The 21,831-nt window shown below is 60.7% G+C and carries 23 protein-coding genes; 11 read left to right on the top strand and 12 right to left on the bottom strand.

Features of this window, described 5'->3' with window-relative positions; translation table 11 throughout:
• The first annotated feature begins 5 nt into the window (after positions 1-5).
• Positions 6-3,020 carry an excinuclease ABC subunit UvrB gene (uvrB, locus tag AB8A38_RS13260; RefSeq protein WP_439086272.1) on the top strand — a complete coding sequence of 1,005 codons (3,015 nt, stop codon included), beginning with the start codon at positions 6-8 and terminating at the stop codon, positions 3,018-3,020.
• A gap of 11 nt (positions 3,021-3,031) precedes the next feature.
• On the opposite strand, the gene AB8A38_RS13265 is transcribed toward uvrB, so the two are convergent.
• Together AB8A38_RS13265 and AB8A38_RS13270 are read right to left on the bottom strand one after the other, a co-directional pair.
• The gene (locus AB8A38_RS13265; protein WP_439086273.1) at positions 3,032-5,353 is read right to left on the bottom strand and encodes a hypothetical protein; all 2,322 of its coding nucleotides are present in this window, start codon (positions 5,351-5,353) and stop codon (positions 3,032-3,034) included.
• A 736-nt stretch (positions 5,354-6,089) separates the two neighbouring features.
• Positions 6,090-6,914, bottom strand: coding sequence for a transporter substrate-binding domain-containing protein (locus AB8A38_RS13270; RefSeq protein ID WP_439086274.1), 825 nt, complete (start codon positions 6,912-6,914; stop codon positions 6,090-6,092).
• Between the two features lie 134 nt (positions 6,915-7,048).
• Between AB8A38_RS13270 and AB8A38_RS13275 the strand changes: the two genes are divergently transcribed.
• Positions 7,049-7,831, top strand: a complete 783-nt coding sequence (locus AB8A38_RS13275) for a GrlR family regulatory protein (RefSeq protein ID WP_439086275.1) — start codon at positions 7,049-7,051, stop codon at positions 7,829-7,831.
• A 3-nt stretch (positions 7,832-7,834) separates the two neighbouring features.
• On the opposite strand, the gene AB8A38_RS13280 is transcribed toward AB8A38_RS13275, so the two are convergent.
• Positions 7,835-8,857: a trypsin-like peptidase domain-containing protein gene (locus AB8A38_RS13280; RefSeq protein ID WP_439086276.1), complete on the bottom strand. Its 1,023-nt coding sequence runs from the start codon at positions 8,855-8,857 to the stop codon at positions 7,835-7,837.
• 198 nt (positions 8,858-9,055) lie between these two features.
• Here AB8A38_RS13280 and AB8A38_RS13285 point away from each other — a divergent pair, with 198 nt between their 5' ends.
• On the top strand, positions 9,056-10,375 hold the full coding sequence (locus AB8A38_RS13285; RefSeq protein ID WP_439086277.1) for a dicarboxylate/amino acid:cation symporter: 1,320 nt from the start codon (positions 9,056-9,058) through the stop codon (positions 10,373-10,375).
• A gap of 9 nt (positions 10,376-10,384) precedes the next feature.
• On the opposite strand, the gene AB8A38_RS13290 is transcribed toward AB8A38_RS13285, so the two are convergent.
• Together AB8A38_RS13290 and AB8A38_RS13295 are read right to left on the bottom strand one after the other, a co-directional pair.
• Positions 10,385-10,699, bottom strand: a complete 315-nt coding sequence (locus AB8A38_RS13290; RefSeq protein ID WP_439086278.1) for a (2Fe-2S) ferredoxin domain-containing protein — start codon at positions 10,697-10,699, stop codon at positions 10,385-10,387.
• A gap of 34 nt (positions 10,700-10,733) precedes the next feature.
• Positions 10,734-10,913: a hypothetical protein gene (locus AB8A38_RS13295; RefSeq protein ID WP_089261775.1), complete on the bottom strand. Its 180-nt coding sequence runs from the start codon at positions 10,911-10,913 to the stop codon at positions 10,734-10,736.
• A 144-nt stretch (positions 10,914-11,057) separates the two neighbouring features.
• Between AB8A38_RS13295 and AB8A38_RS13300 the strand changes: the two genes are divergently transcribed.
• From AB8A38_RS13300 to AB8A38_RS13315, 4 genes are all read left to right on the top strand, one after another.
• Positions 11,058-11,333: a hypothetical protein gene (locus tag AB8A38_RS13300; RefSeq protein WP_439086279.1), complete on the top strand. Its 276-nt coding sequence runs from the start codon at positions 11,058-11,060 to the stop codon at positions 11,331-11,333.
• A gap of 192 nt (positions 11,334-11,525) precedes the next feature.
• A complete protein-coding gene (locus AB8A38_RS13305; RefSeq protein WP_068731173.1) occupies positions 11,526-11,957 on the top strand; it encodes a nuclear transport factor 2 family protein in 432 nt (143 codons plus the stop codon).
• Between the two features lie 121 nt (positions 11,958-12,078).
• The gene (locus tag AB8A38_RS13310) at positions 12,079-12,975 is read left to right on the top strand and encodes a hypothetical protein (RefSeq protein WP_439086280.1); all 897 of its coding nucleotides are present in this window, start codon (positions 12,079-12,081) and stop codon (positions 12,973-12,975) included.
• Between the two features lie 171 nt (positions 12,976-13,146).
• Complete coding sequence (locus AB8A38_RS13315; protein WP_089261783.1) at positions 13,147-13,587, top strand: hypothetical protein; 441 nt, start codon at positions 13,147-13,149, stop codon at positions 13,585-13,587.
• Between the two features lie 352 nt (positions 13,588-13,939).
• Here the strand turns inward: AB8A38_RS13315 and AB8A38_RS13320 are convergent, their stop codons facing one another.
• The 3 genes from AB8A38_RS13320 to AB8A38_RS13330 form a co-directional block, all read right to left on the bottom strand.
• A complete protein-coding gene (locus AB8A38_RS13320) occupies positions 13,940-14,083 on the bottom strand; it encodes a hypothetical protein (RefSeq protein WP_170849743.1) in 144 nt (47 codons plus the stop codon).
• Between the two features lie 125 nt (positions 14,084-14,208).
• Positions 14,209-14,691 carry a MaoC family dehydratase gene (locus AB8A38_RS13325; RefSeq protein ID WP_315840836.1) on the bottom strand — a complete coding sequence of 161 codons (483 nt, stop codon included), beginning with the start codon at positions 14,689-14,691 and terminating at the stop codon, positions 14,209-14,211.
• An 8-nt stretch (positions 14,692-14,699) separates the two neighbouring features.
• Positions 14,700-15,158, bottom strand: coding sequence for a MaoC family dehydratase (locus AB8A38_RS13330; protein WP_439086281.1), 459 nt, complete (start codon positions 15,156-15,158; stop codon positions 14,700-14,702).
• 178 nt (positions 15,159-15,336) lie between these two features.
• On the opposite strand from AB8A38_RS13330, the gene AB8A38_RS13335 reads away from it, so the two are divergent.
• Positions 15,337-15,660, top strand: coding sequence for a DUF4282 domain-containing protein (locus AB8A38_RS13335; RefSeq protein WP_439086282.1), 324 nt, complete (start codon positions 15,337-15,339; stop codon positions 15,658-15,660).
• A 126-nt stretch (positions 15,661-15,786) separates the two neighbouring features.
• On the opposite strand, the gene ychF is transcribed toward AB8A38_RS13335, so the two are convergent.
• From ychF to AB8A38_RS13355, 4 genes are all read right to left on the bottom strand, one after another.
• A complete protein-coding gene (gene ychF / locus AB8A38_RS13340; protein ID WP_175367602.1) occupies positions 15,787-16,884 on the bottom strand; it encodes a redox-regulated ATPase YchF in 1,098 nt (365 codons plus the stop codon).
• A 9-nt stretch (positions 16,885-16,893) separates the two neighbouring features.
• Complete coding sequence (gene pth, locus AB8A38_RS13345) at positions 16,894-17,517, bottom strand: aminoacyl-tRNA hydrolase (RefSeq protein ID WP_320447012.1); 624 nt, start codon at positions 17,515-17,517, stop codon at positions 16,894-16,896.
• A 21-nt stretch (positions 17,518-17,538) separates the two neighbouring features.
• A complete protein-coding gene (locus AB8A38_RS13350; protein WP_068731165.1) occupies positions 17,539-18,249 on the bottom strand; it encodes a 50S ribosomal protein L25/general stress protein Ctc in 711 nt (236 codons plus the stop codon).
• Positions 18,250-18,491: 242 nt separating this feature from the next.
• Positions 18,492-18,743 carry an accessory factor UbiK family protein gene (locus AB8A38_RS13355; protein WP_089261793.1) on the bottom strand — a complete coding sequence of 84 codons (252 nt, stop codon included), beginning with the start codon at positions 18,741-18,743 and terminating at the stop codon, positions 18,492-18,494.
• 199 nt (positions 18,744-18,942) lie between these two features.
• Between AB8A38_RS13355 and lgt the strand changes: the two genes are divergently transcribed.
• Genes lgt through pgeF form a run of 3 tightly spaced genes read left to right on the top strand, consistent with a single transcriptional unit; the run spans position 18,943 to position 21,684 of the window.
• Complete coding sequence (gene lgt, locus AB8A38_RS13360) at positions 18,943-19,794, top strand: prolipoprotein diacylglyceryl transferase (protein WP_439086283.1); 852 nt, start codon at positions 18,943-18,945, stop codon at positions 19,792-19,794.
• 1 nt (position 19,795) lies between these two features.
• Positions 19,796-20,920: a class I SAM-dependent methyltransferase gene (locus AB8A38_RS13365; RefSeq protein ID WP_439086284.1), complete on the top strand. Its 1,125-nt coding sequence runs from the start codon at positions 19,796-19,798 to the stop codon at positions 20,918-20,920.
• Positions 20,917-21,684 (top strand): peptidoglycan editing factor PgeF, encoded by a 768-nt coding sequence (gene pgeF / locus AB8A38_RS13370; protein WP_439086285.1) that lies wholly within the window; start codon positions 20,917-20,919, stop codon positions 21,682-21,684. The genes AB8A38_RS13365 and pgeF overlap by 4 nt, the downstream gene beginning before the upstream one ends.
• Positions 21,685-21,831 lie beyond the last annotated feature (147 nt).

Genomic DNA, 21,831 nt, shown 5'->3' on the forward strand with positions numbered 1-21,831 from the left:
CGCCCATGGCGAAGAAACCCGACACCCCGAAAAATCCCGCAAAATCAATCAAGACCCCAAAAGCCAAGCCCGGCGCCGGCCGTCCCGACGTCAAGCCGATCGGGCCCGCGCTGGCGGAATTGCTGAATCCCGCAATTAATCGCGGCGATGCCGGCATGGGCTCGGGCACCGGGTTGCAGCCGCCGCCGACCAATTCCTTCGAGCGCCGCTCCGGCGGCGAGGCCGCGGTGCATCGCGCGCGCAAATCGACACCGAAGAAATTCGAGGGCGACGAGGGCATGCGCCCGACGCCGTTGCAGCCGTTTCCACAGCCCGTCGTCGCGCCCTATGCGCCGCGGCTGAGCGAGCAGAAGGGTCTCGAGGAAGCGCCGCAGGCCAATTACAACACCTCGGCGGCGATCCCGACGCTGGATCCGGAACTGGCCAGGCAGCTCGGCTACACCACCGAGGAGGACGACGCCGCGGCAATGGCCCGCCCGCCGCGCAACAAGATGGAAGCGCTGGGCGTGCAGGCGACCGCCGATGCGCTGGAAGCGCTGGTGCGCGATGGCCGCCCGGAATTCAAGGACCAGAAGATATGGACGCCGCACCGTCCGCCGCGCCCGGAGAAATCCGAAGGCGGCGTACGCTTCGAGCTGAAATCCGAATATGAGCCGAAGGGCGACCAGCCCACCGCGATCAAGGAACTGGTCGAGGGCATCGACCGCAACGACCGCACGCAGGTGCTGCTCGGCGTCACCGGCTCCGGCAAGACCTACACCATGGCCAAGGTGATCGAGGCCACGCAGCGCCCAGCCATCATCCTCGCGCCGAACAAGACGCTGGCCGCGCAGCTCTATGGCGAGTTCAAGAGCTTCTTCCCCGACAACGCCGTCGAATATTTCGTCAGCTATTACGACTACTATCAGCCGGAAGCCTACGTCCCGCGCACCGACACCTATATCGAGAAGGATTCGTCCATCAACGAGCAGATCGACCGCATGCGCCATTCGGCGACGCGCGCCCTGCTCGAGCGCGACGACGTCATCATCGTGGCGTCGGTGTCGTGCATCTACGGTATCGGCTCGGTGGAAACCTATACCGCGATGACCTTCGCGCTCAAGAAGGACGAGCGCATCGACCAGCGCCAGCTGATCGCCGATCTCGTGGCGCTGCAATACAAGCGTACCCAGCACGATTTCACCCGCGGCACCTTCCGCGTGCGCGGCGATGTCATCGACATCTTCCCGGCCCACTATGAAGACCGCGCCTGGCGCGTGAACCTGTTCGGCGATACCGTGGAGAGCATTGAGGAGTTCGATCCGCTCACCGGCCACAAGCAGGACGAGCTCGAATTCATCAAGATCTACGCCAACTCACATTACGTGACGCCGCGGCCGACGCTGATCCAGGCGATGAAATCGATCAAGGAAGAGCTGAAGTGGCGGCTCGACCAGTTGCACAATCAGGGCCGCCTGCTCGAAGCGCAGCGGCTGGAGCAGCGCACCACTTTCGATCTCGAAATGATGGAAGCCACGGGTAGCTGCGCCGGCATCGAGAACTATTCGCGCTATCTCACCGGCCGCCGGCCGGGCGAGCCGCCGCCGACCCTGTTCGAATATGTCCCGGACAATGCGCTGGTGTTCGCTGACGAGAGCCACGTCACGGTGCCGCAGATCGGCGGCATGTTCAAAGGCGACTTCCGCCGCAAGGCGACACTCGCGGAATACGGTTTCCGCCTGCCCTCCTGCATGGACAATCGCCCGCTGCGCTTCGAGGAGTGGGACATGATGCGCCCGCAGAGCGTCGCGGTGTCGGCGACGCCGTCCGGCTGGGAGCTGCAGGAATCCGGCGGCGTGTTCGTCGAGCAGGTCATTCGCCCGACCGGCCTGATCGATCCGCCGATCAATATCCGCCCCGCCCGCACCCAGGTCGACGATCTCCTCGGCGAGGTCCGCGCCACCGCGGCCCAGGGCTATCGTTCGCTGATCACCGTGCTCACCAAGCGCATGGCGGAAGACCTCACGGAATTCCTGCATGAGCAGGGCATCCGCGTGCGCTACATGCACAGCGATATCGACACCATCGAGCGGATCGAGATCATCAGGGATCTTCGTCTCGGCGCCTTCGACGCGCTGGTCGGCATCAATCTGTTGCGCGAAGGTCTCGACATTCCCGAATGCGCGCTGGTCGCCGTGCTCGATGCCGACAAGGAAGGCTTTTTGCGCTCGGAGACCTCGCTGATCCAGACCATCGGCCGCGCCGCGCGCAATGTCGACGGCCGCGTCATTCTCTATGCCGACCAGATGACCGGCTCGATGACCCGCGCCATCGCCGAAACCGACCGCCGCCGCGAGAAGCAGGTCGAATACAACACGTTGCACGGCATCACGCCGGAAAGCGTAAAGAAGTCGATCGGCGACATCATGAACTCGGTCTATGAAGGCGACCGTGTGCTGGTGGATATCGGCGGCGGCATGGCCGAAGATGCCATCACCATCGGGCACAATTTCGAAGCCGTGCTGGCCGATCTGGAAGTGCGGATGCGCGAGGCCGCAGCCGACCTGAACTTCGAGGAAGCCGCCCGCCTGCGCGACGAGGTCAAACGCCTGCGCGCCACCGAACTCGCCGTGGTCGATGATCCCACCGTCAAGCAGCGCGGCGTCGCCGCGCGCGGCGGCGCCTACAAGGGCGAGAAGAAATATGGCGATGCCGCCAACCTGCCCGCGCGGCTCGACAAGGCCGCACAAGGCAAGGCGCGCGGCAAATACGGCAAGAGTTCATCAGCGGGCGGCGCCTCGTCGAAAGTGCACAAGCCCGGGCTCGACGAGATGGGCATCGCGAACTGGCATGAAGTGAAGCCCGCCCGCGGCAAAGAGGTGGAACGTCCGCGCAAGCCGACACTCGACGAGATGGGACCGGGCACCGAGAGCAAGATCTTCCAGCCGAAGAACTCCCGCGAGTCCGGGCCGGAATTTGGCCCCGCGCCAAGGTCAACCGGCGGCGCGCCGGGGCATCGGGGCGGGTGGAAGAAGAGGTAAGGCGGATGGCGCTACTTGGACTCACCCACGTCAAGAGCGGAGCGCGCGCGTGACATCAATACACTCAGGCGCTCAACAGGACTGTTCCGATGCGCTCTGCGATTAGCGCTCCATTCTGAAAGTTCGCGGTCGAGGTGCGAGATACGATTGTTTCTGGCATCGAGATAATGATTCCAGTCCCCGTCAGAAACTTCTTTGGGCCGGATTATCATTTCCCGCAACTGAATCGCTAGACTCTTGTTGCTAATGGCTTCGGCCGCACGAGCTAGCAATTCTAGCAGGGTCTGCTGATCGGCGAATATATAGGCATCGCTTACACGGTGTTCGGCTATTCTCGCAATTGCCTCCGCACAAGCCACTGTCACATCAGGATAACCAAGCTCAAGAGCATCAATAGCAATAAGCGAAAGTCCATTCGCGCCATCTCGAACAAAATTAGTCCCACTTGCCTGCACTGAATAGAAATTGGAAGCCCAAGACAGCAGCCATTTCATCGCATCTACTACTGAATGTTTATGCCCCTCTCCACTCTCAAGAGGACGTCGGAGCAACCCTAAGTGTACGCGCGCGCTCGCCAGCAGCGCGTCAACGGCCCATTTGCAGAACAGCCCATCACTTACATACATCTGAGAAAGAGTTCGAAAATAATGCCTGGCGTCTTCTGACGCGTGGAGAAACTCGTCATAGGGATTTCTCCAAGAGCTTTTTTCAGACTCTTCAACCTTGCCCGCCACTATTTCCAACAAAAGGGGCAAACTCGCCTCAAATCCTAAATTATGCACCGGAAAGATCTGCAAACTCCGACGCCTGGTAGAATCTGCACTTACTTCAAACGGCACAAACGCAAGCGCTGCGGCGAGTGCCTCCTCCAGTAGGCCACCTCCCTCATATTCTTGACATCTTACATTCAATTCAACCGCGCGAAACAATGCTTCGACCGCTGGATAAGTAATGATGTGGGTGGCCTGCGAATATCCTCCGACAGCAATTTTGGATAACACTTCAAACGCCTGCTGTTCCATTCCACGCGTGTCAACCTCAGCGGACTGACTGAGTAAAAGAGACTGCAACGAACGAACACCTATCAAAACGGCATCGAGCATATTGGCTTTTAACGCAACTTCAATGCATCGACCTAGATGGAAACATCCAGCAAACGCTAACGGGGCGACTTTCTGAGCCGCGAGTTCATCATCAGCAAGCATAGTCATTGCTTTTTTCGCCATCGCACTGGAGGCTTCTACGCATCCGATAACGATTCTTTCGTTCGAAGCAGCCGACGCATCGTTCGCTATGGCGAGAACGCTCAAATAGATTGGATCAAATACATCTTGAATGTCGCTAAGATGGCCAGCAAAGATATTTCGTTGATCAAGATGTAAAACAACACTCCCCTTCCGCGCATCGGCATATTGGAGCGCAACGTACTGCATCGCAGTCAGCACGCTTAGACAAGACGACGTATCGCGCCTTGATACAAATCTATGCGCAAACTCCTCGAATTGAGAACACCAACGCAAAATTACCGTGGGCAACTGCGAATCGCGAAAAAATTGCGCGCGAATTTTGGGCTGAGTTACGTCTGGCGTGGCTAATAGTAGAGCGGAGGAAGCTTTATCCACGACCCACTTTGTCAAAGATAGCTGCTTATCGCATTCGCGAAGTACGATATTGATTGCCGTCTGTGGAATGAGCAAATCTAGCGTTCGCGAGTAAAACCATCGCAAAGCATCAAACGAAAATCCCATGAGCAGCAACTGTATGCAAATCGAGTATTTTGGCTCGATTGGCAGCCAGCCCGCGCCAAGCGCAACCGACGCAAGCGTTGCAGAAACAAGGATGATAAAAACCGAAATAAGTACTCTATCACGTGCATAGAGCTTAAGGATTGACATGGAAAACAGCTCTGCCGCGCGCTGCGCAGGGATAATCGAGAGCGATAGAACCAATGCAAGCGCCGCGCCTATGATTTGCGCAGCAGCTAGATGAATTTCGCTAACCTTAGGCTCTTTTGGGACATCAAACCCCAACAGAGAGGCTGCAAGTAACATCGCTACTAAGGTTGCCACGACTTGCAACGGAAAACGAACAAAAATGGAAGACCAGTTCGAAGCACGAATTCTGAGATTGATGAAGCGAAAGCGCGCCTTGTACAAACTTCTATTCAAAATGACACGGAACACTCCTAGAAACTTCGAAGTGTGAATTTTCATTCTCTTCACTGAACCAGAAATGAGCGACAGAGCATTGGAAAACGCAACGCGAGTGATTGTAAGCAGAGAGGTGCGTCGCTCAGCTCCTTGCTTGTCCGGGTCGTTGGGTAAATAGTTCAATTCATGGCTTCTATCGTGGGAGAATTGAAGCTCGAAACAGGAAGCGGACCGCAACAAAGAAAAAGCAGAACCACTTCTTTCCGTTGATACTACACACTGATCTCCGCTACCAGCCGAGACCTCAATAATCCTCTTACGCCTCCGCTCGCAACACAGCGCAGCCATTTCATTCTGAAGGCTAGTCGACTAGCTGCCGCGGGAGGTTGGCTTGGGAACGCCAGAGGCAAGCTACCGCTTGACCTAATTCCTATAAGACTATATACTCCTCCCTGTCCTGCTCATGAGGGGCGCTTCTCGAGGGCGCTTTCGAAGTGGAGCACGGATACGGCGCCTGCGGACGTGCCTCGCAAGCACGGACTCGGGAGGTCCGGGGTCACCGTCCTGGCCCACTACGGGGCTGCGCCGGAAACGGCTGGACGGGTGCGGGTGAAGGCAGGCGAAAGCCTGTCCGGAACGGAGGACTTTCATTAGTCCTGCCCAGTACCCGGAAGCACGGTCCCTGGAACAGAAATCGCCGTGATGGAGCGCCGCAAGGCGTTGCGCTGCAGAAGGCGAGGCGTCGCAGCCGAGCCGGATTTGGCGACTGTACTCAAGGTGCGCCTTGCGGCGCTCCATTCCCCTCAGTTTTCGAGGGGAGAACGACAGCTCACCTCGGGGCTTTCGCCCGCGAGAACGAATTTGCGTGGCTGTTTGACATGTACATCCGAGCGAACGACGGCGGGCTTCTCCCGCGTCGTTACTTCCCCGCCGGCGGCGCGACGTCGGCGACCTGGCCGCTGCGCTTCAGGGCTTCGGCGACGAAGCCCGACGCCTTCATCTCCTCGACGAAGGCGGCAAGATAGACAACGCCAGCCGTGCGCGGCTTGTCGGCAATGCGCGGCATGGCCATCGCCTGCTGGATCTCCTGGAAGTGCCCGGACATCACGCGCATCTCCGGATGGTCCTTGGCATAGGCATCGAGCTGCTGGCGCACGCCGGCGGCGGCATCGAGCTTCTCGTCGAGAAACTTCTTGATCATCGCGCTGCCGCCGCCGGCATCGGCGCGCAGCACGGTGGCATGCTTGATGGTGCGGGTGAGATAGAGGTCGTAGGCCGAGCCGAGGCCGACCGACATTCTGACGCCGTCCCGGTCGACGTCGTCGACACTCTTCAGCGGCGAATGCGCGGGCACCATGTAGGTGCCCTCGATGATCACATAGGGCGCGGTGAAGATGATCTCCTGCGCGCGCACCGGTTCGATGGCGATAAAGCCGACATCCCAGGCGCCGGCCTTGGCGCCGTCGAACACCTTGCCCGCGGCCTCGTAAGGCACGTAGTCCACGGCCACGCCGAGGCGCTTGGCTAGTTCGGCGGCGAGATCCGCCGAGACGCCGCGGGGCGCGCCGTCGGGACCCTTCTGGGCCAAGACACTATTCCCGTAATTGATCGCGGCGCGGAGCTTTCCGGTGGGGGCGAGATCGCGCAGCACCTCGGGCGATGCCTGAACGGACTGGACCGCGGGCTGGGCGAAAGCCGGGGATGCGGCAGTCATGAACAGCACCATCCATCGTAAAACACGCATCATAGGCCTCCCCGATTTCGGCGCGACCATGCCCGCAAACCCGCCACGCGACAATCGGCGACCCGGGACCTCAACGACAGCGTGACCGGCCCGGTACGCCAACCTCCGTTCGTCACGCGGACGGGATGGCTGATATGCCCGGCCGGGAATGCCTGTTATCGCGTTGCGCGAACGTCTACACTCATGCCCGTGGGCGCAGTGGGGCTCGATCGGTGTTCGACGGTTTTTACAAATGTGACTACCGGGCGGGCGACGTGGTCGGCCGCAGCGTCATGTATTGCAAGGACGGCCGCATGCTGGGCGGCAACACCGCCTTCGCCCATATCGGCACCTATGAGGAAGCCGACGACGGCATCCATGCGGAGATCCACGGCCAGCGCCATCATATCGGCTCGCAGTTTCGCACGCTCTACGGCGACGACGACGGCTCGATCCGCGTCCGCGGCATCCACGACGGCAAGAACTACAGGTTCACGGGCGGCGACGCGCAGGGCAAGGGGCCGGCCTTCGAGTCGGTGATGACACGGCTCGACGAAGAGGACTTCCCGGACACCGGCACGGTAGGCGATGGCGGCATCGCCAACGGGCTGTATTCGTTGCACATGAAAACCCTCGACGGCGTCGAGGACGGGCTGACCGGCGTGATGCTGCTGTTCGACGGCCGCATTCTGGGCGGCGACGCCCGCTTCTATTATCTCGGCGCCTATGGTTCGGCCGGCGGCCGCTGGAAGGGCGAGATCGTCAATCAGGAGCACACGCCCGCAGCCGGCGGGAGCTCGCTGTTCGCCGGCTATGAAGTGGGCATCGGTTTTTCCGGCAGCTGCAGCGACGGCTGCGCGGCATTCGAAGCCACCGCCCTCGCCGGCAAACGCAGCCTGCGCCTGAAGGCCGAGCTGTCGCTGCTGCACAAGGCCTGATGGTTAGGCGCGCGCCAGCACCTTGCGTTCGACGGGATGAATGTCGATGGCGCGCAAGCGGCCCATCCGCAACACGTCGATCTCGATCGTCCGATCGATACGATCGCGATCAAGAATGCGGATCAGATCGTCGACGCCATTCACCGGCACGTGATCGAGACTGACGACAACATCGCCAGGCAACAGACCAGCCTTGAACGCTGGACCGTCGGGATCGATCTGGTCGAGCAGCGCGCCCATGGTGTTCTCGATGCCGGCAAGCACCGCATGGCGGCGCGGGATCGGCGCGGTCTGGCCGGACACGCCGATGAAGGCGCGGCGGACATAGCCGTGCCGGATGATCTCCGACAGCACGAATTGCGCGGTGTTGCTGGCGACCGCAAAGCAGATGCCCTGCGCGCCCTGGATGATCGCGGTGTTGATACCGATCACCTCGCCGCGCGACGACACCAGCGCGCCGCCGGAATTGCCGGGATTGAGCGCGGCATCGGTCTGGATCACGTCCTCGATGTTGCGCCCGCTCACCGATCGGATCGAGCGGCCGAGTGCCGAGACGACACCGGCGGTGACCGTGGATTCGAAGCCGAGCGGATTGCCGATGGCGACCACGAGCTGGCCGCGCTTCAGGTTCTTAGAATTGCCGAGACCCGCATAACGCAACTCGCGCGCGCCATCGGCCCGCAGCAAAGCGAGATCGGTATCGGGGTCGGCGCCGAGCACACGGGCATCGGTGACGACGCCTTCGGTGTCGCGCAGGCGAATATGTTTCGAATTGCCGACGACATGGCTGTTGGTCAGGACAAGGCCGTCCGGCGAGATGACGATGCCGGAGCCCAGCCCGCCGTGTTCGCGGGCATTCGGCGTCCTCGCTCCGGTCTCGACGCGCACGACCGCGGGACCGACGCGTTCAGTCACATCGATGACAGCGTTCGAATAGGCATCGAGCAGCGCCGCATCGTTCGGCACTGCGGCAACGGCGGGTGTCGCGGAATCGTCATCTAAGGGATGTGCGGTGATATCAAGCATGGCGATGCTTCCTTTGACATTTAAATGGCCCCGGCGCGCACCACTGCAAGTGCAGCATGCGCAGTGGACATAGCGGGGCTGCATCGCGCCTTGGCCTCAGTTCTGTTCAAACCGTGACTTTACGCCGCAGCTCAGCACACCTATGTTTTGCGCGCGGCTGTCGATGGTGATGAGCGCTTTTCAAGGGACGAAACCACGATGGCCAAGCAACCCTGGTATCGCATTCTCTATATCCAGGTGCTGATCGCGATCGCGATCGGCGTCACCGTCGGCTACTTCTATCCAGATGCCGGCAAGGCCCTGAAGCCGCTCGGCGACGGCTTCATCGCGCTGATCAAGATGATGATCGCGCCGGCGATCTTCTGCACCGTGGTGCACGGCATTGCCTCGATCGGCGACATGAGCAAGGTCGGCCGCATCGGCGGCAAGACGCTGCTGTACTTCGAGACGGTCTCCACCCTGGCGCTGCTGATCGGCCTCCTGGTCGGCCACTTCCTGCAGCCCGGCGCCGGCTTCAATATCGATCCCTCCACATTGGACGCAAAATCCGTCGCCAGCTATGTCAGCCGCGCCAAGGAGGAAAACTTCGTCAGCCATCTGATGGGAATCATTCCGACGTCCTATTTCGACTCGCTGGCCAAAGGCGATCTGCTGCAGGTGCTGCTCGTGGCGATCCTGTCCGGCTTCGCGATCTCGCATATGGGCAAGCCCGGCGAAAAGATTGCCGAAGGCGTTGATCTCGCGGGCAAGATGTTCTTCCGCATCATCGGCATGATCGTGCAGCTCGCGCCCATCGGCGCCTTTGGTGCAATGGCTTTCACCATCGGCTCGTTCGGCCTCGGCGCCCTCGTCAATCTCGGCTATCTCATCTTCACCTTCTATCTGGCGTCGCTGCTGTTTGTGCTGCTGGTGCTCGGCGGTATCGCGCGTGCCTTCGGCTTCTCGATCCTGCGTTTCATCGGCTATATCAAGGACGAGCTGCTGATCGTGCTCGGCACCTCGTCGTCCGAGACCGTGCTGCCGCGCATGATCACCAAGATGGAAGCCCTGGGCGCATCGAAGCCGGTCGTCGGCCTCGTCATTCCGACCGGCTACAGCTTCAATCTCGACGGCACCAATATCTACATGACACTCGCCACGCTGTTTCTGGCGCAGGCCACCAACACGCATCTCACCTTCGGCCAGATGGCCGCGGTGCTGGGCGTGGCGATGCTGACATCGAAGGGCGCATCGGGCGTCACCGGTGCGGGCTTCGTGACGCTGGCCGCGACGCTGTCGATCATCCCCGATATTCCGATCACCGCACTGGCCATTATCGTCGGCATCGACAAGTTCATGAGCGAATGCCGCGCGCTCACCAATCTGATCGGCAACGGCGTCGCCACCATCGTCATCAGCCGCTGGGAAGGCGAACTCGATCGCCATCAGCTCCACGAGGCGCTGCTGCATCCGATCGATTTCGGCGAAGAGATGGAGCGCCGGCCGCTGGACGAACTGCCGGCAAAATCGGCAGCCTGATCGCCCTGTCTAGGGCACGCGATCCGGCATCAGCGTCGCCGCCGCCTCTGCGCTGGCGTCCGCACCTGACAGCAACAGATACTGCCCGTTCTGCAACGTCGCGGCGCTCGCCACGACGACGGCGCGCTTAGGGCAGATGCCAAGGCAGCTCGTCAGCACCACGCGTGGACTTTTTACGTCCTGCTGCACGCTGCGGCGTTTCAAGTCCGACTTGAGCGATTTGCGCAGTGCCTTGCCATCATCAATTCGACCAAGGCATTTCTTGCAGACGAGGACGGGCGACGCGCGGCGCAAGCGCGCGGTGACGACGGGTTTACTGGCCATTGCTCTTATATAGAAACCGCCTGCTGCATTGCGATCACCCCGAGCGCCGGTTGCTGGTGTTCTGCGTGAGATTGCCGTGCGCCGCCTGCTCGCGAATATTGTGCTTCTCGTCGTCGCGATGACCCTTGGTGTTATCGAGCGTGACCTTCGGCGCGCTGCCTGGCCCCTTGTCGCTACAGTTATCCTCGGGAACGGGCTGGATGTGCTTGGTCATCGGGAATCTCCCCTTGTAGGTCGAGGGCAACGCAGCCGCCCAAACTGCGTTCCTTAACCAGGCTCCGGCACATGAAATCGCCGCCCGCCGTTGAACCTTCTGGCGCCGTTGTTTGACGCATAAAATGTTGAGTGGGGGCGCTGCATGAAAATCGCGTTGCTGATCTTGCTGGGTCTGGTTCTGGGGTTGCTCGGTGGAGCGGCCGTGGGGATCGGAGCCGGTGTTGCTTGGGTCGAATTGTTCAAGACCAGCAATTTCGAGGGCTACAGCGCCATGCTGGTGTTTTTCACCTTTATGCCCATTGGCGCACTCCTCGGCGCCGTCGGCGGGGCCCTTCTGTTTGGCATCATGGCCGCCCGCAATGGCGATGTCGCCGTCGAACGCCTGCCCCTGCAGGATCGCGATCAATCCTACCGGTAAGGTTATGCCGGCCGCATAATGCAGCTTAACGTTTTGGTGAGCAGCTCCTCACCACGAACATTTGTGCATTGCAAAATAATCCGTTGAATTTTAGCGAAATTATATTACTTCAGCTATCAGCAATTTGTGCAGACCGCCGGGGCAACGTTGCCCCGGCGCGCAAGTGTTTCAACCATTTTCAGGACTATCCCAATGACAGAGCATAGCCTCTGGCGTTTCTCGCGCGCGTTGCATCGCGCCATCAATGAACGCCAGCTCGACCACCTCACTGACATCATCGACGACAATATCGAGTGGGCGGTCTACGGGCCGATCGACATGTTTCCGTTTCTCGGTGCGCGTCACGGCAAGGCCGCCGTCCTCGATGTCTGCAAGCAGATCGCCGACAATGTGCGGGTGCATCGCTTCGAGCGTGAGTCGATGATCCTTGGTGACGAGTCTGGCTCCGCAATGATGCGCTTCTCGCTGACCGCGCTGGATTCGAACCGCCCCATCAGCCTGCGGCTGGCGCAATTCGCGCAGTTCAAGGCCGGGCGTCTGACCAGCATGCGCGTGGTCGTGGATACGTTCGACCTGGTCGAACAGGCATTGGGCCGGCCTATCCATCTGCCGAAGATCGCCTGAGCGGCACGGCGATTGCCAATCGCCACGTCCATCCCCAGCGAAATGTTGCGACGCCACAATTCCGCCGGGCCTGATGGTATTATGTGCCAATCGATCCGCGATCTTGCTGGGCAGTGGCACGATGGCTTCAATCAAACCGACATATTGGGCGCTCATCACAGCACTCGGCGGAACCGCGTTGGCTTTTCCGGCTCACGCGCAGAATCCGTGGCGTGGTCTCGTCGATGTTGCGCCGCCTCCCGGTGAAATAGAGTCGGTCGACACCACCCCCACTCCTCCTGCAAACACCCCGGAGCCCGACTGGAGCCTCTTGAACGCCGACGATTCGCCGACGGCGAAGGCATCGCTCCGCGAGAAGCGCTCGTCGCTGATCGTCGGCAGCCCGTCGTCCAGCTGGACCAACAATGAGAACAACGGCGCGTCCGCACTCTCGGTCAAGCAGTCGGTTACGCCGTTCTGGGATACGCGCGTCGGCGCCGACATCAATGTCGCGCGGCAGACCGCGCCACGAAGCGCAGCCGATGCCTATCGCAGTCAGTTCGGCGACGGCACGGCACAGGCCCAATCAGGCGGCGCCGCCTGGGCGGCAGCGACTGCTCCCGGCGTGGGTTCGATCTGGGACAAGACGGCGATCGAAGCGCGTGTTGATCCGGGTGCGGATCAAACCAAACTGGGCACCTCGCTCAGCAAGTCGGTACCCATTGCCGGCGATCAGTATTCACTGACCCTGCAGAGCGGCTACAACGTGATCCAGCAAGGCAATATTCCGGCCATTGGCTATAACGGTCGCCCGACGCGCAGCTATGAAACCGACCAGCTCGCGCGCTTCAACATCACCGATACCGGCACCAGCTTCGTCGCCGGACAATCGCTCGCAACCACCGACGACAAATGGCTGCGCAAGTTCGGCGCCGAGCAGAAGCTGTTTGGCGGCGTCAACGTCTCCGGATCGATCAGCGAGACCGTTCAGGGCGTGACCAACAAGACGTTTTCGGCCGGCTTCAAGCATAGCTGGTAAAGTAAGTTTTAATACACTTTGCCAGATGATTGCCGGCAAAGATCGGCGCCCTGCCCCATATTCGCCGCGATCTCGTCAAAATCCACTGCGCAGATGCACACGTAAATTTGTCATGCGGGGGACCGCGCTCGCTCATTGTGAAGTTCACTTCACACAAACAAGGAAGAGCTGATGAGTGCCATTCGTTCAGAACAGACAGAAGCCAAAGATGACGACAGCAACCTCGCCGCTGTGTCTGAAGTCGAAGCGGGCATCCGCGACTTCGTGCGCAACGATATCGCTTACCTCCGTCGTCCGGTGCCTGGCATGGTGAACAATTCAAGTGAAACCACCACCGGCACCGAAGCGCCGCTGGAAGCGACGACCGAAGCGACCGTCAACAGCGTCAATTCGCTGATCCAGCGCGTCGCCGGCACCTCGCTCGGCGAGATCGAGAAGCTGGTTTCCGAACTGGAGAGCCTCCGCGACCTGCTCCACGCCGAAGGCCAGCGCGTTCAGCGCGAGATCTCCGGCTATGCCCAGCTCAGCCAGGCCGCGATGAAGTCGACCCGCCTGATCGCCGACAATGTCGCTCAGTGGAAGCGTACCGCTGACGGTCTGCGTCACGACTGATCGGCACTAGACCGCCCGAATCAAAAACCGCCGCCCGAAAGGGTGGCGGTTTTTTCGTGAGCCCGTTCAATTGAACTTTATTCGTTTTGTTCCCGACCAACGGTTACGCAGCACCTGCGAACTACTTTTGGGGGAATCGATCCGTGGAGACCATTCGGCCGAACAAAACCGATCCCATTCCGGCGCGCAGCAACGCACCCAGGATGGGGACCATTATCTTGCGTTTTGTCGGATTGCTGTTGGTGGCCGTGGCATTGCTCGCCTGGGCCTGGAGTCGCTGAGGTCGCCATCGACCCCACTCACGAAAAAACCCGCGCAGCTCGACGCGGGTCTGGTTAGCAACTCGTAAAAATTACTCGCTGACGACCGCGCTGCTCTCGAGCGTATAGGCGCCATCGGCATAACCCTTGACCACCATGCACGTGGCCAGCATCACCGCAAGCGTCACGCTCGCGAAGATGAAGCCCACAAATTTCAATCCGGTGCGGTCAGCCATTGTCGTCCCCAAAATCGTCCTACGAAGTGTCGTCTCGGTCGTCATACCCGTGAGTCGCAGATCACGCTCACAAGGTTCAGAACCCCTTAACAGAGTTCGGGTTCCATCGATAAAGTTTGAAATGGTTAAGCCGCGTCGCCCCGTTGCGGCAGGAAGACCGAACCGAGGAAGCTGTAGACCTCCTCGCCGCGCTGATTAACGGCAACGTTCTTCGACTGCAAGATGCCCCAGCCCGGACGCGTTGCCGTCGCGCGCACGGACACAACCTCGCTGCGATAGGTCAGGGTGTCACCCGCAAGAACAGGCCGTATCCAGCGCAGATCGCGAAAGCCCGGAGATGGCCCACCGACTGGAGGCTCTTCGCCCCGCGCTTCGGCTTCCGCCTTGGCGCGCTGGCCATCGGCCACCAGCAACTTCATGCAGATCGATGCCACGTGCCAACCCGAAGCAGCAAGACCGCCGAACAGCGATTTGCGACCCGCCTCTTCATCGAGATGGAATGGCTGCGGATCGAATTGTTCGGCAAACGCCTTGATCGACTCGGCCGTGAACGTGAACGAACCGAGTTCGCGGCGATGACCGATTTGGATGTCTTCCAGATAGCGCATGCTGCGACCTAATTCCCGGCGACGGCTTCACGCCGCCCGATCATGATCGGCGTGATCATCTCGGAAATCATATGCCCCTTGGCGTTGAGTACGCTGAACTTGAATTTGACGATGCCCAAAGTCGGCCGGCTTTGCGATTCGCGTGCCTCGACCACTTCGACATCCAGTGTCAGATCGTCGCCCGGGCGAAACGGCGCAAGCCATCGCATCTGATCGACACCCGGCGAGCCCATCGATGCGGTCTTGTGCAGAAAGCCGTCATAGATCATCCGCATCATCAGCGAGCATATGTGCCAGCCGGAGCCGGAAAGTCCTTTGAGCATCGATGCGCTTGCGGCAACTTCATCGAGATGCATCGGCTGCGGATCGTATTCTTTCGCATAGGCGATAATCTCGTCGCGCGTAATATGGCGCGGCCCGAAGGTCCCGAAGTGGCCGGGCTTAAAATCTTCAAATGTCAGGGTCATAATGGGGAATGCCGTCGAGGAAGCCTGATTGTGGCCGTTATTTGCAGCAATCTCAACCCGGTCGCTTGCATGGCTTTCCCGCGATCCTGCCCGTCAATGTGGTCGGGCCGGGATATTTGAAGCCGTTTCTGAATGCAATTGAATTTGTCACTCATCTACACGGCGGGGGATTTCACCGATGTTCGAATTTCGGGATCTGTTTCAGTGGGACCGTTTCATCACACCCACAATCATCAAGACGTTCTACTGGCTGGTGATCGCACTGATCATTCTGTTCGGCATTTCCGGGATCTTTTCCGGTCTCGCCGCAATGGCCATCAGCCCGTTCGGCGGTTTCGTCCTCGTGATGTCGAGCCTCGCCAGCGTGATCGTCGGCATCATCTTCGCACGCATTGCAGCTGAGTTCGTTCTGATCGTGTTCCGCATCAACGAACATCTCGGCGCGATACGGGATCAGGGGCAAAACCTCGGACAGGATCACGGCCACGGCCAGCAGTACTGAGCGTTAGTTCTCTCCGCCGTCATTGCGAGGAGCCCTTGCGACGAAGCAATCCAGTCTTCGCTTGTGGCTCCTGGATTGCCGCGTCGCTTCGCTCCTCGCAATGACGGGGAGAGGATTGAGAATATCTTACGTGTTGAACCGGAAATGCAGCACGTCGCCGTCGGCGACGACATATTCCTTGCCTTCCAGCCGCAGCTTGCCGCCATCGCGCGCGCCGGCTTCGCCACCGAGCCTGACATAGTCTTCATAGCCGATGGTTTCCGCGCGGATGAAGCCCTTCTCGAAATCCGTGTGGATCACAGCTGCAGCCTGCGGTGCCTTGGTGCCCTGGGTGATGGTCCAGGCACGGGCTTCCTTGGGGCCGACGGTGAAGTACGTGATGAGGTGCAGCAGCGAATAGCCTGCACGGATCAGGCGATCGAGGCCCGCTTCTTCAAGCCCGAGCGTATCGAGGAATTCCACGCGTTCGGCACGTGACAGCGTCGCGATCTCGGATTCGATCTTGGCGGAGATGGCGACTGCAACGGCGCCCTCCTTCGCAGCATGTTCTGCAACCCGCTTCGAATATTCGTTGCCCTCACCGGCCGCACCTTCCTCGACATTGCAGACATAGAGAACAGGCTTGGAGGTCAGCAGGCCGAGCATTCCGAAAGCGCGCTCTTCCTCGGGCTTGCGCTCGAGAAAACGCGTCGGCTTGCCGTCGCGCAGCAGCACCAGTGCGCGCTGGACCAGATCGAGCTGTTCCTTCGCGTCCTTGTCGTTGCCCTTGGCCTTCTTGGTCAGGTTGTCGATGCGCTTCTCGCACGAATCCAGATCCGCGAGCATCAGCTCGGTCTCGATGATCTCGATATCGGCGAGCGGATCGATCTTGCCTTCGACATGGGTGATGTCGTCATCGATAAAGCAACGTACCACATGGGCGACAGCATCGACTTCGCGGATGGTGGCGAGAAACTGATTGCCGAGGCCTTCGCCCTTCGACGCGCCCTTCACCAGGCCCGCGATGTCCACGAAGGTCAGGCGCGTCGGAATGATCTGCTGCGACTTGCCGATCTCGGACAATTTGTCGAGCCGCTTGTCCGGCACCGCGACTTCACCGACATTCGGCTCGATGGTGCAAAACGGATAGTTCGCAGCCTGCGCCGCGGCAGTTTCGGTGAGCGCATTGAACAGCGTCGATTTGCCGACATTCGGCAGTCCGACGATCCCGCATTTGAATCCCATGACCCTGTCCTAATTCTTCGACGGCTTCTCAGCGGAGCCGTTGTCGTCCTTCGACGTGAAACCCTTGGCCTGCATCGTCAGATGCACCTTGTTCTGAAACGACGAGTCCTGACCACCGACCAGCAGGCCGACATGATCGGACACCGCATCGTTGAACGCTTCGAGCTGAGGTCGTTCGGCCTTGGCGAAATCGCTCAGCACGTGATTATGCACCAGCTCCTTGGCACCGGGATGTCCGATGCCGAGGCGCACGCGCCGATAGTCGTTGCCGACATGCGCGGAGATCGAGCGCAGACCGTTATGTCCGGCAATGCCGCCGCCGACCTTCACGCGCACCTTGGCGAATGGCAGTTCGAGCTCGTCGTGAAACGCGGCGATGTCGCCGAGTGAAATCTTCAAATAGGCGGACGCTTCCTGCACCGAGCGGCCGGACTCGTTCATGAAGGTCATGGGCTTCAGCAGGATGACGCGCTCACCAGACAGCGTGCCTTCCGAGGTCTCGCCCTGAAAGCGACGGCGCCACGGTCCAAAACCGTGACGCCGCGCGATATCATCGAGAACCATGAACCCGATATTGTGCCGGTTGCCCTGGTATTTGGCACCAGGGTTTCCGAGTCCAACAAAGAGAAGCATGACGCGGAGCTCCGCGCCGGATTACTTCTTCTTCGCCGGAGCGGCGGCAGCAGCCGGAGCCTTCGCGCCAGCGGCGGGGGCCTTGGCGCCGGCAGCCGGAGCCTTGGCACCAGCAGCGGCGGGAGCCGCAGCAGCGGCCGCAGGGGTCGCAGCTTCTTCACCGTAGCCCGACGGCGGCACGATGGTGACCAGCGTCAGGTCAGCATCGCGAGCCAGCGTCTTCACGCCCTTCGGCAGAACAACGTCGGTGATGTGCAGCGACGTGCCGATATCGAGCTGGCCGACATCGACTTCGAGGAACTGCGGAATGCTCTCGGCTTCGGCCTCCAGTTCGATCGTGTGGGTCACGATGTTGATGGTGCCGCCACGCTTCACGCCCGGAGCGCCTTCAGCACCCTTGATGTGCAGCGGAACGCTGACGCGGATGGTCGCGCCTTCGCCGAGGCGGAGGAAGTCGACGTGAAGCGGGAAGTCCTTGACCGGATCGAGATGGAAGTCGCGCGGAATCACGCGGTGCTTCTTGCCCTCGAGTTCGATGTCATAAATCGTGGTGAGGAACCGGCCAGCCAGAATGCGCTGACGCAGTTCGGCATCATTCACCGAAATCGCCACCGGGGGCTTGTTGTCACCATAGATCACTCCGGGCACTCGGCCGGCGCGACGCTCTGCCCGTGCGGCCCCCTTGCCGCCGACCGGACGTGAGGTCGCCTTCAATTCCTTGACGGTCGCCATCGTTTAAGTCCTTGTTTTCTAAAAGTTAAAGGCCGCAATGCGGCCCGTTTTCACGCTGCAGCAAGCCTCCAGGGGTGCGGGGGCTGCGGACGTGGGCGGCTTCTACCGCCGAAATGCCAAAAAGACAAGGAAATGACAGGCTTTTTCTTCGTCTACGGGCCCCTTCCAGGGGCTTATTTTAGCCGTCCGTGCACGGGCAGCCGATGTCCGGCGCGCCGTGCAGGCCACCGGCAGGCGCCCGCTCAGCCGCCGAGCTTGGCTTCCAGCGCTGCGATCCGGGCCTTCAGCGCCTCGTTCTCCTCGCGGGCGAGCCGGGCCATGTCCTTGACCGCCTCGAATTCCTCGCGCTTCACGATATCGAGGTCGCGCAGAATCTTCTCAGCCTGGTTACGCACAACCGTATCGACCTCGCGCTTGACGCCTTGGGCCGCGCCGGCGGCATCATTCATCAGGCGGCCGATCTCGTCGAAGAACCGATTGTTGGTCTGGGTCATGGCAAGAACTCCGGTCGGATGAACAAACACGCGGGATCGATGTGTGGATCGGCAATAGCGATCCCTCGGGATCGACAATGGCGATCCCGGCCGCGCAGTTCAAGTATCGCCTGCTTTTGGCGTTCACAACTGCAGAAGTCCCTTAATTCGTCACATGCCAATGCTTTACTGGCGCCATCGGGAGCCGTAAGCCCACCACATGCCATTCCTGACCATCGCCTTCCCCGTTTTCGATCCGGTCGCCATCGCGCTCGGCCCCATCGTCATTCGCTGGTACGCGCTGGCCTATATCGGCGGCATCGTGCTCGGCTGGATCTATGCCCGCGCACTGATCAAAAGCACGAAGCTCTGGGGTGGCCCTTCGCCGATCTCGCTACTGGATTTCGACGACTTCATCCTGTGGGTGACGATTGGCATCATTGTCGGCGGCCGCACCGGCTATGTGCTGTTCTACAATCTGGATTTCTTCATTACCCATCCCGCCGAGATCTTCGAGCTATGGAAGGGCGGCATGTCGTTCCATGGCGGCTTCATGGGCTGCGTCTTTGCCGTGTTTCTGTTCTGCTGGAAGCGTGGCCTGTCGGTGCTGTCGCTCGGCGACATCACCTGCGCGGTCGGCCCGATCGGTCTGCTGCTTGGACGCCTCGCCAATTTCATCAACAGCGAATTATGGGGCCGCCACGCCGACGCCAGCGTGCCATGGGCAATGGTGTTCCCCAATGGCGGCCCGCTGCCGCGCCATCCCAGCCAGCTCTATGAAGCCGGCCTCGAAGGCATCGGGCTGTTTCTCATTCTGGCCCTGATGATCCGGGCCGGTGCGCTGAAGCGGCCGGGCCTGATCCTCGGCGCCTTCATCTTTTTTTATGCGCTGGCGCGTATTACGGGAGAATTCTTCCGCGAGCCGGACCCGCAACTCGGATTTCTGTGGGGTGGGCTCACCATGGGCATGCTGCTCTCCGTGCCGATGATATTTGTGGGACTCGTTTTGATGGTGCGCGCCTGGCGAAAGCCGCAGGCATCGCTCGAATTGAGTCCGGGCAAGAAGGCCTGATGTGACCGAACAATCGCCTCTGCAGGATGAAATCAAGCGCCTGATCAAGTCGACCGGACCCATGCCGGTCTGGCGTTATATGCAGCTGTGCTTGACCCATCCGCAACACGGCTACTACATTTCGCGCGATCCGCTCGGTCGCGAGGGCGACTTCACCACGTCGCCGGAAGTCAGCCAGATGTTCGGCGAGCTGCTTGGCCTTTGGTCGGCCTCGGTCTGGCGCGCGATCGGCGCGCCGCCCTTCGTCCACCTGATCGAACTTGGCCCCGGCCGCGGCACCATGATGGCCGACGCGCTCCGCGCCCTGCGCGTGCTGCCGCCGCTGTATCAGGCGCTCAACGTGCATCTCATCGAAATCAATCCGGTGCTGCGCGAGAAGCAGAAGGCCACGCTGTCCGGCACCCGCAACATTACCTGGCACGACAATATCGAAACCGTCCCCGCGGGCCCGTCGATCATCCTCGCCAATGAATATTTCGACGTCCTGCCGATCCATCAGGCCGTGAAGCGCGAAGGCGGCTGGCACGAGCGCATGGTGGATATCGACAGCAACGGCCAGCTGATGTTCAGCGCGTCAACTGATCCGCTACCGCGCTTCGATGTGCTGCTGCCACCGCTGGTGCGCGCAGCCCCTGTCGGCGCGGTGTTCGAATGGCGCCCCGATACCGAGATGATGAAGATTGCCAGCCGTGTGCGCGATGAAGGCGGCGCGGCTCTGATCATCGATTACGGCCATGTCCGCAGCGATGCCGGTGACACCCTGCAGGCTATCGCACAGCATAGCTATGCTGATCCGCTAAAGAATCCCGGCATGGCCGATATCACCGCGCATGTTGATTTCCAGGCGCTCGGCCGCGCGGCGGAGGATGTCGGCGCACGCGTGCACGGGCCGGTGACGCAGGGTGAATTCCTCAAGCGCCTCGGCATCGAGACGCGCGCGTTGACCCTGATGGCCAAAGCCACGCCGGAAGTATCGGAAACGGTCTCAGGCGCACTGAAACGCTTGATCGATAGCGGCCGCGGCGGCATGGGCTCGATGTTCAAGGTGGTCGGCGTCTCCGATCCCAATATCGACACGCTGGTGGCGCTGAGCGACGACACCGGCATAGAGACCCCGACATCATGACTTTCACATCACCTTTGCTGTCAGCCATTCCCGGCCTGCGCCACGCGTTCTTCACGCGCGACGGCGGCGTCTCCGAAGGCATCTATGCCGGCCTCAATGGCGGACTTGGATCAAACGACGATCCCGCGCATGTGGCGGAGAACCGCAGGCGCATGGCGGCGGAGATGGGCGTCGCCCCCTTGCACTTCCTCACCGCCTATCAGGTCCATTCGCCCGATGTCGCCGTCGCCACGGCACCGTGGAATGGAGATTCACGGCCGCGCGTCGATGCGATGGTGACGAAGGTCGAGGGCCTGGCGCTCGGCGTCACGACGGCCGATTGCGGACCGGTGCTGTTTGCCGATCCCAAGGCTCGCGTCATCGGTGCTGCCCACGCCGGCTGGAAGGGCGCCTTCACCGGCGTGCTCGAGGCCACCATCGCAGAGATGGAAAAACTCGGCGCCAACCGCTCCGACATCGTGGTCGCGATTGGTCCGCTGATCCGCCAGCCGAGCTATGAGGTTGGCGCCGAATTCGTCGAGCGCTTCACCCAGGCCGACGCCGGCTTCGCCCGGTTCTTCATTCCCTCGACCCGCGCCGGCCATGCCATGTTCGACCTCAGCGGATTCATCCGAATGCGGCTGGAGCGGGCCGACATTGCCATTATCGACGACACCGGCATCGACACCTATCCCGACGACAACCTGTTCAGCTATCGCCGGTCCGTGCATCGGAACGAGCCGGATTATGGCCGCCAGATCCACGCCATCGTGCTTGAGCGGTAACTCGCGCGTTGACGCGCCGTTATCCTTAACGCGGCCGAACTGCCTCAAACTGAACGTGAATTGTCGGGGAGCAGTGACCGTTTCGGTCACCCTGGAAAGACCTGTGGCCGCGTTGCCCTAGACCTTAACGCATTTTAACGATATCGC

It is taken from the genome of Tardiphaga sp. 839_C3_N1_4, assembly GCF_051811045.1.
GTDB lineage: Bacteria > Pseudomonadota > Alphaproteobacteria > Rhizobiales > Xanthobacteraceae > Tardiphaga.

Excerpts from the sequence above, each read along its gene's own strand:
- uvrB (WP_439086272.1), top strand. The coding sequence starts at position 6 with ATGGCGAAGAAACCCGACACCCCGAAAAATCCCGCAAAATCAATCAAG.
- AB8A38_RS13270 (WP_439086274.1), bottom strand. The coding sequence starts at position 6,914 with ATGCGTGTTTTACGATGGATGGTGCTGTTCATGACTGCCGCATCCCCG.
- AB8A38_RS13275 (WP_439086275.1), top strand. The coding sequence starts at position 7,049 with ATGCCCGGCCGGGAATGCCTGTTATCGCGTTGCGCGAACGTCTACACT.
- AB8A38_RS13280 (WP_439086276.1), bottom strand. The coding sequence starts at position 8,857 with ATGCTTGATATCACCGCACATCCCTTAGATGACGATTCCGCGACACCC.
- AB8A38_RS13285 (WP_439086277.1), top strand. The coding sequence starts at position 9,056 with ATGGCCAAGCAACCCTGGTATCGCATTCTCTATATCCAGGTGCTGATC.
- AB8A38_RS13290 (WP_439086278.1), bottom strand. The coding sequence starts at position 10,699 with ATGGCCAGTAAACCCGTCGTCACCGCGCGCTTGCGCCGCGCGTCGCCC.
- AB8A38_RS13295 (WP_089261775.1), bottom strand. The coding sequence starts at position 10,913 with ATGACCAAGCACATCCAGCCCGTTCCCGAGGATAACTGTAGCGACAAG.
- AB8A38_RS13300 (WP_439086279.1), top strand. The coding sequence starts at position 11,058 with ATGAAAATCGCGTTGCTGATCTTGCTGGGTCTGGTTCTGGGGTTGCTC.
- AB8A38_RS13305 (WP_068731173.1), top strand. The coding sequence starts at position 11,526 with ATGACAGAGCATAGCCTCTGGCGTTTCTCGCGCGCGTTGCATCGCGCC.
- AB8A38_RS13310 (WP_439086280.1), top strand. The coding sequence starts at position 12,079 with ATGGCTTCAATCAAACCGACATATTGGGCGCTCATCACAGCACTCGGC.
- AB8A38_RS13315 (WP_089261783.1), top strand. The coding sequence starts at position 13,147 with ATGAGTGCCATTCGTTCAGAACAGACAGAAGCCAAAGATGACGACAGC.
- AB8A38_RS13320 (WP_170849743.1), bottom strand. The coding sequence starts at position 14,083 with ATGGCTGACCGCACCGGATTGAAATTTGTGGGCTTCATCTTCGCGAGC.
- AB8A38_RS13325 (WP_315840836.1), bottom strand. The coding sequence starts at position 14,691 with ATGCGCTATCTGGAAGACATCCAAATCGGTCATCGCCGCGAACTCGGT.
- AB8A38_RS13330 (WP_439086281.1), bottom strand. The coding sequence starts at position 15,158 with ATGACCCTGACATTTGAAGATTTTAAGCCCGGCCACTTCGGGACCTTC.
- AB8A38_RS13335 (WP_439086282.1), top strand. The coding sequence starts at position 15,337 with ATGTTCGAATTTCGGGATCTGTTTCAGTGGGACCGTTTCATCACACCC.
- ychF (WP_175367602.1), bottom strand. The coding sequence starts at position 16,884 with ATGGGATTCAAATGCGGGATCGTCGGACTGCCGAATGTCGGCAAATCG.
- pth (WP_320447012.1), bottom strand. The coding sequence starts at position 17,517 with ATGCTTCTCTTTGTTGGACTCGGAAACCCTGGTGCCAAATACCAGGGC.
- AB8A38_RS13350 (WP_068731165.1), bottom strand. The coding sequence starts at position 18,249 with ATGGCGACCGTCAAGGAATTGAAGGCGACCTCACGTCCGGTCGGCGGC.
- AB8A38_RS13355 (WP_089261793.1), bottom strand. The coding sequence starts at position 18,743 with ATGACCCAGACCAACAATCGGTTCTTCGACGAGATCGGCCGCCTGATG.
- lgt (WP_439086283.1), top strand. The coding sequence starts at position 18,943 with ATGCCATTCCTGACCATCGCCTTCCCCGTTTTCGATCCGGTCGCCATC.
- pgeF (WP_439086285.1), top strand. The coding sequence starts at position 20,917 with ATGACTTTCACATCACCTTTGCTGTCAGCCATTCCCGGCCTGCGCCAC.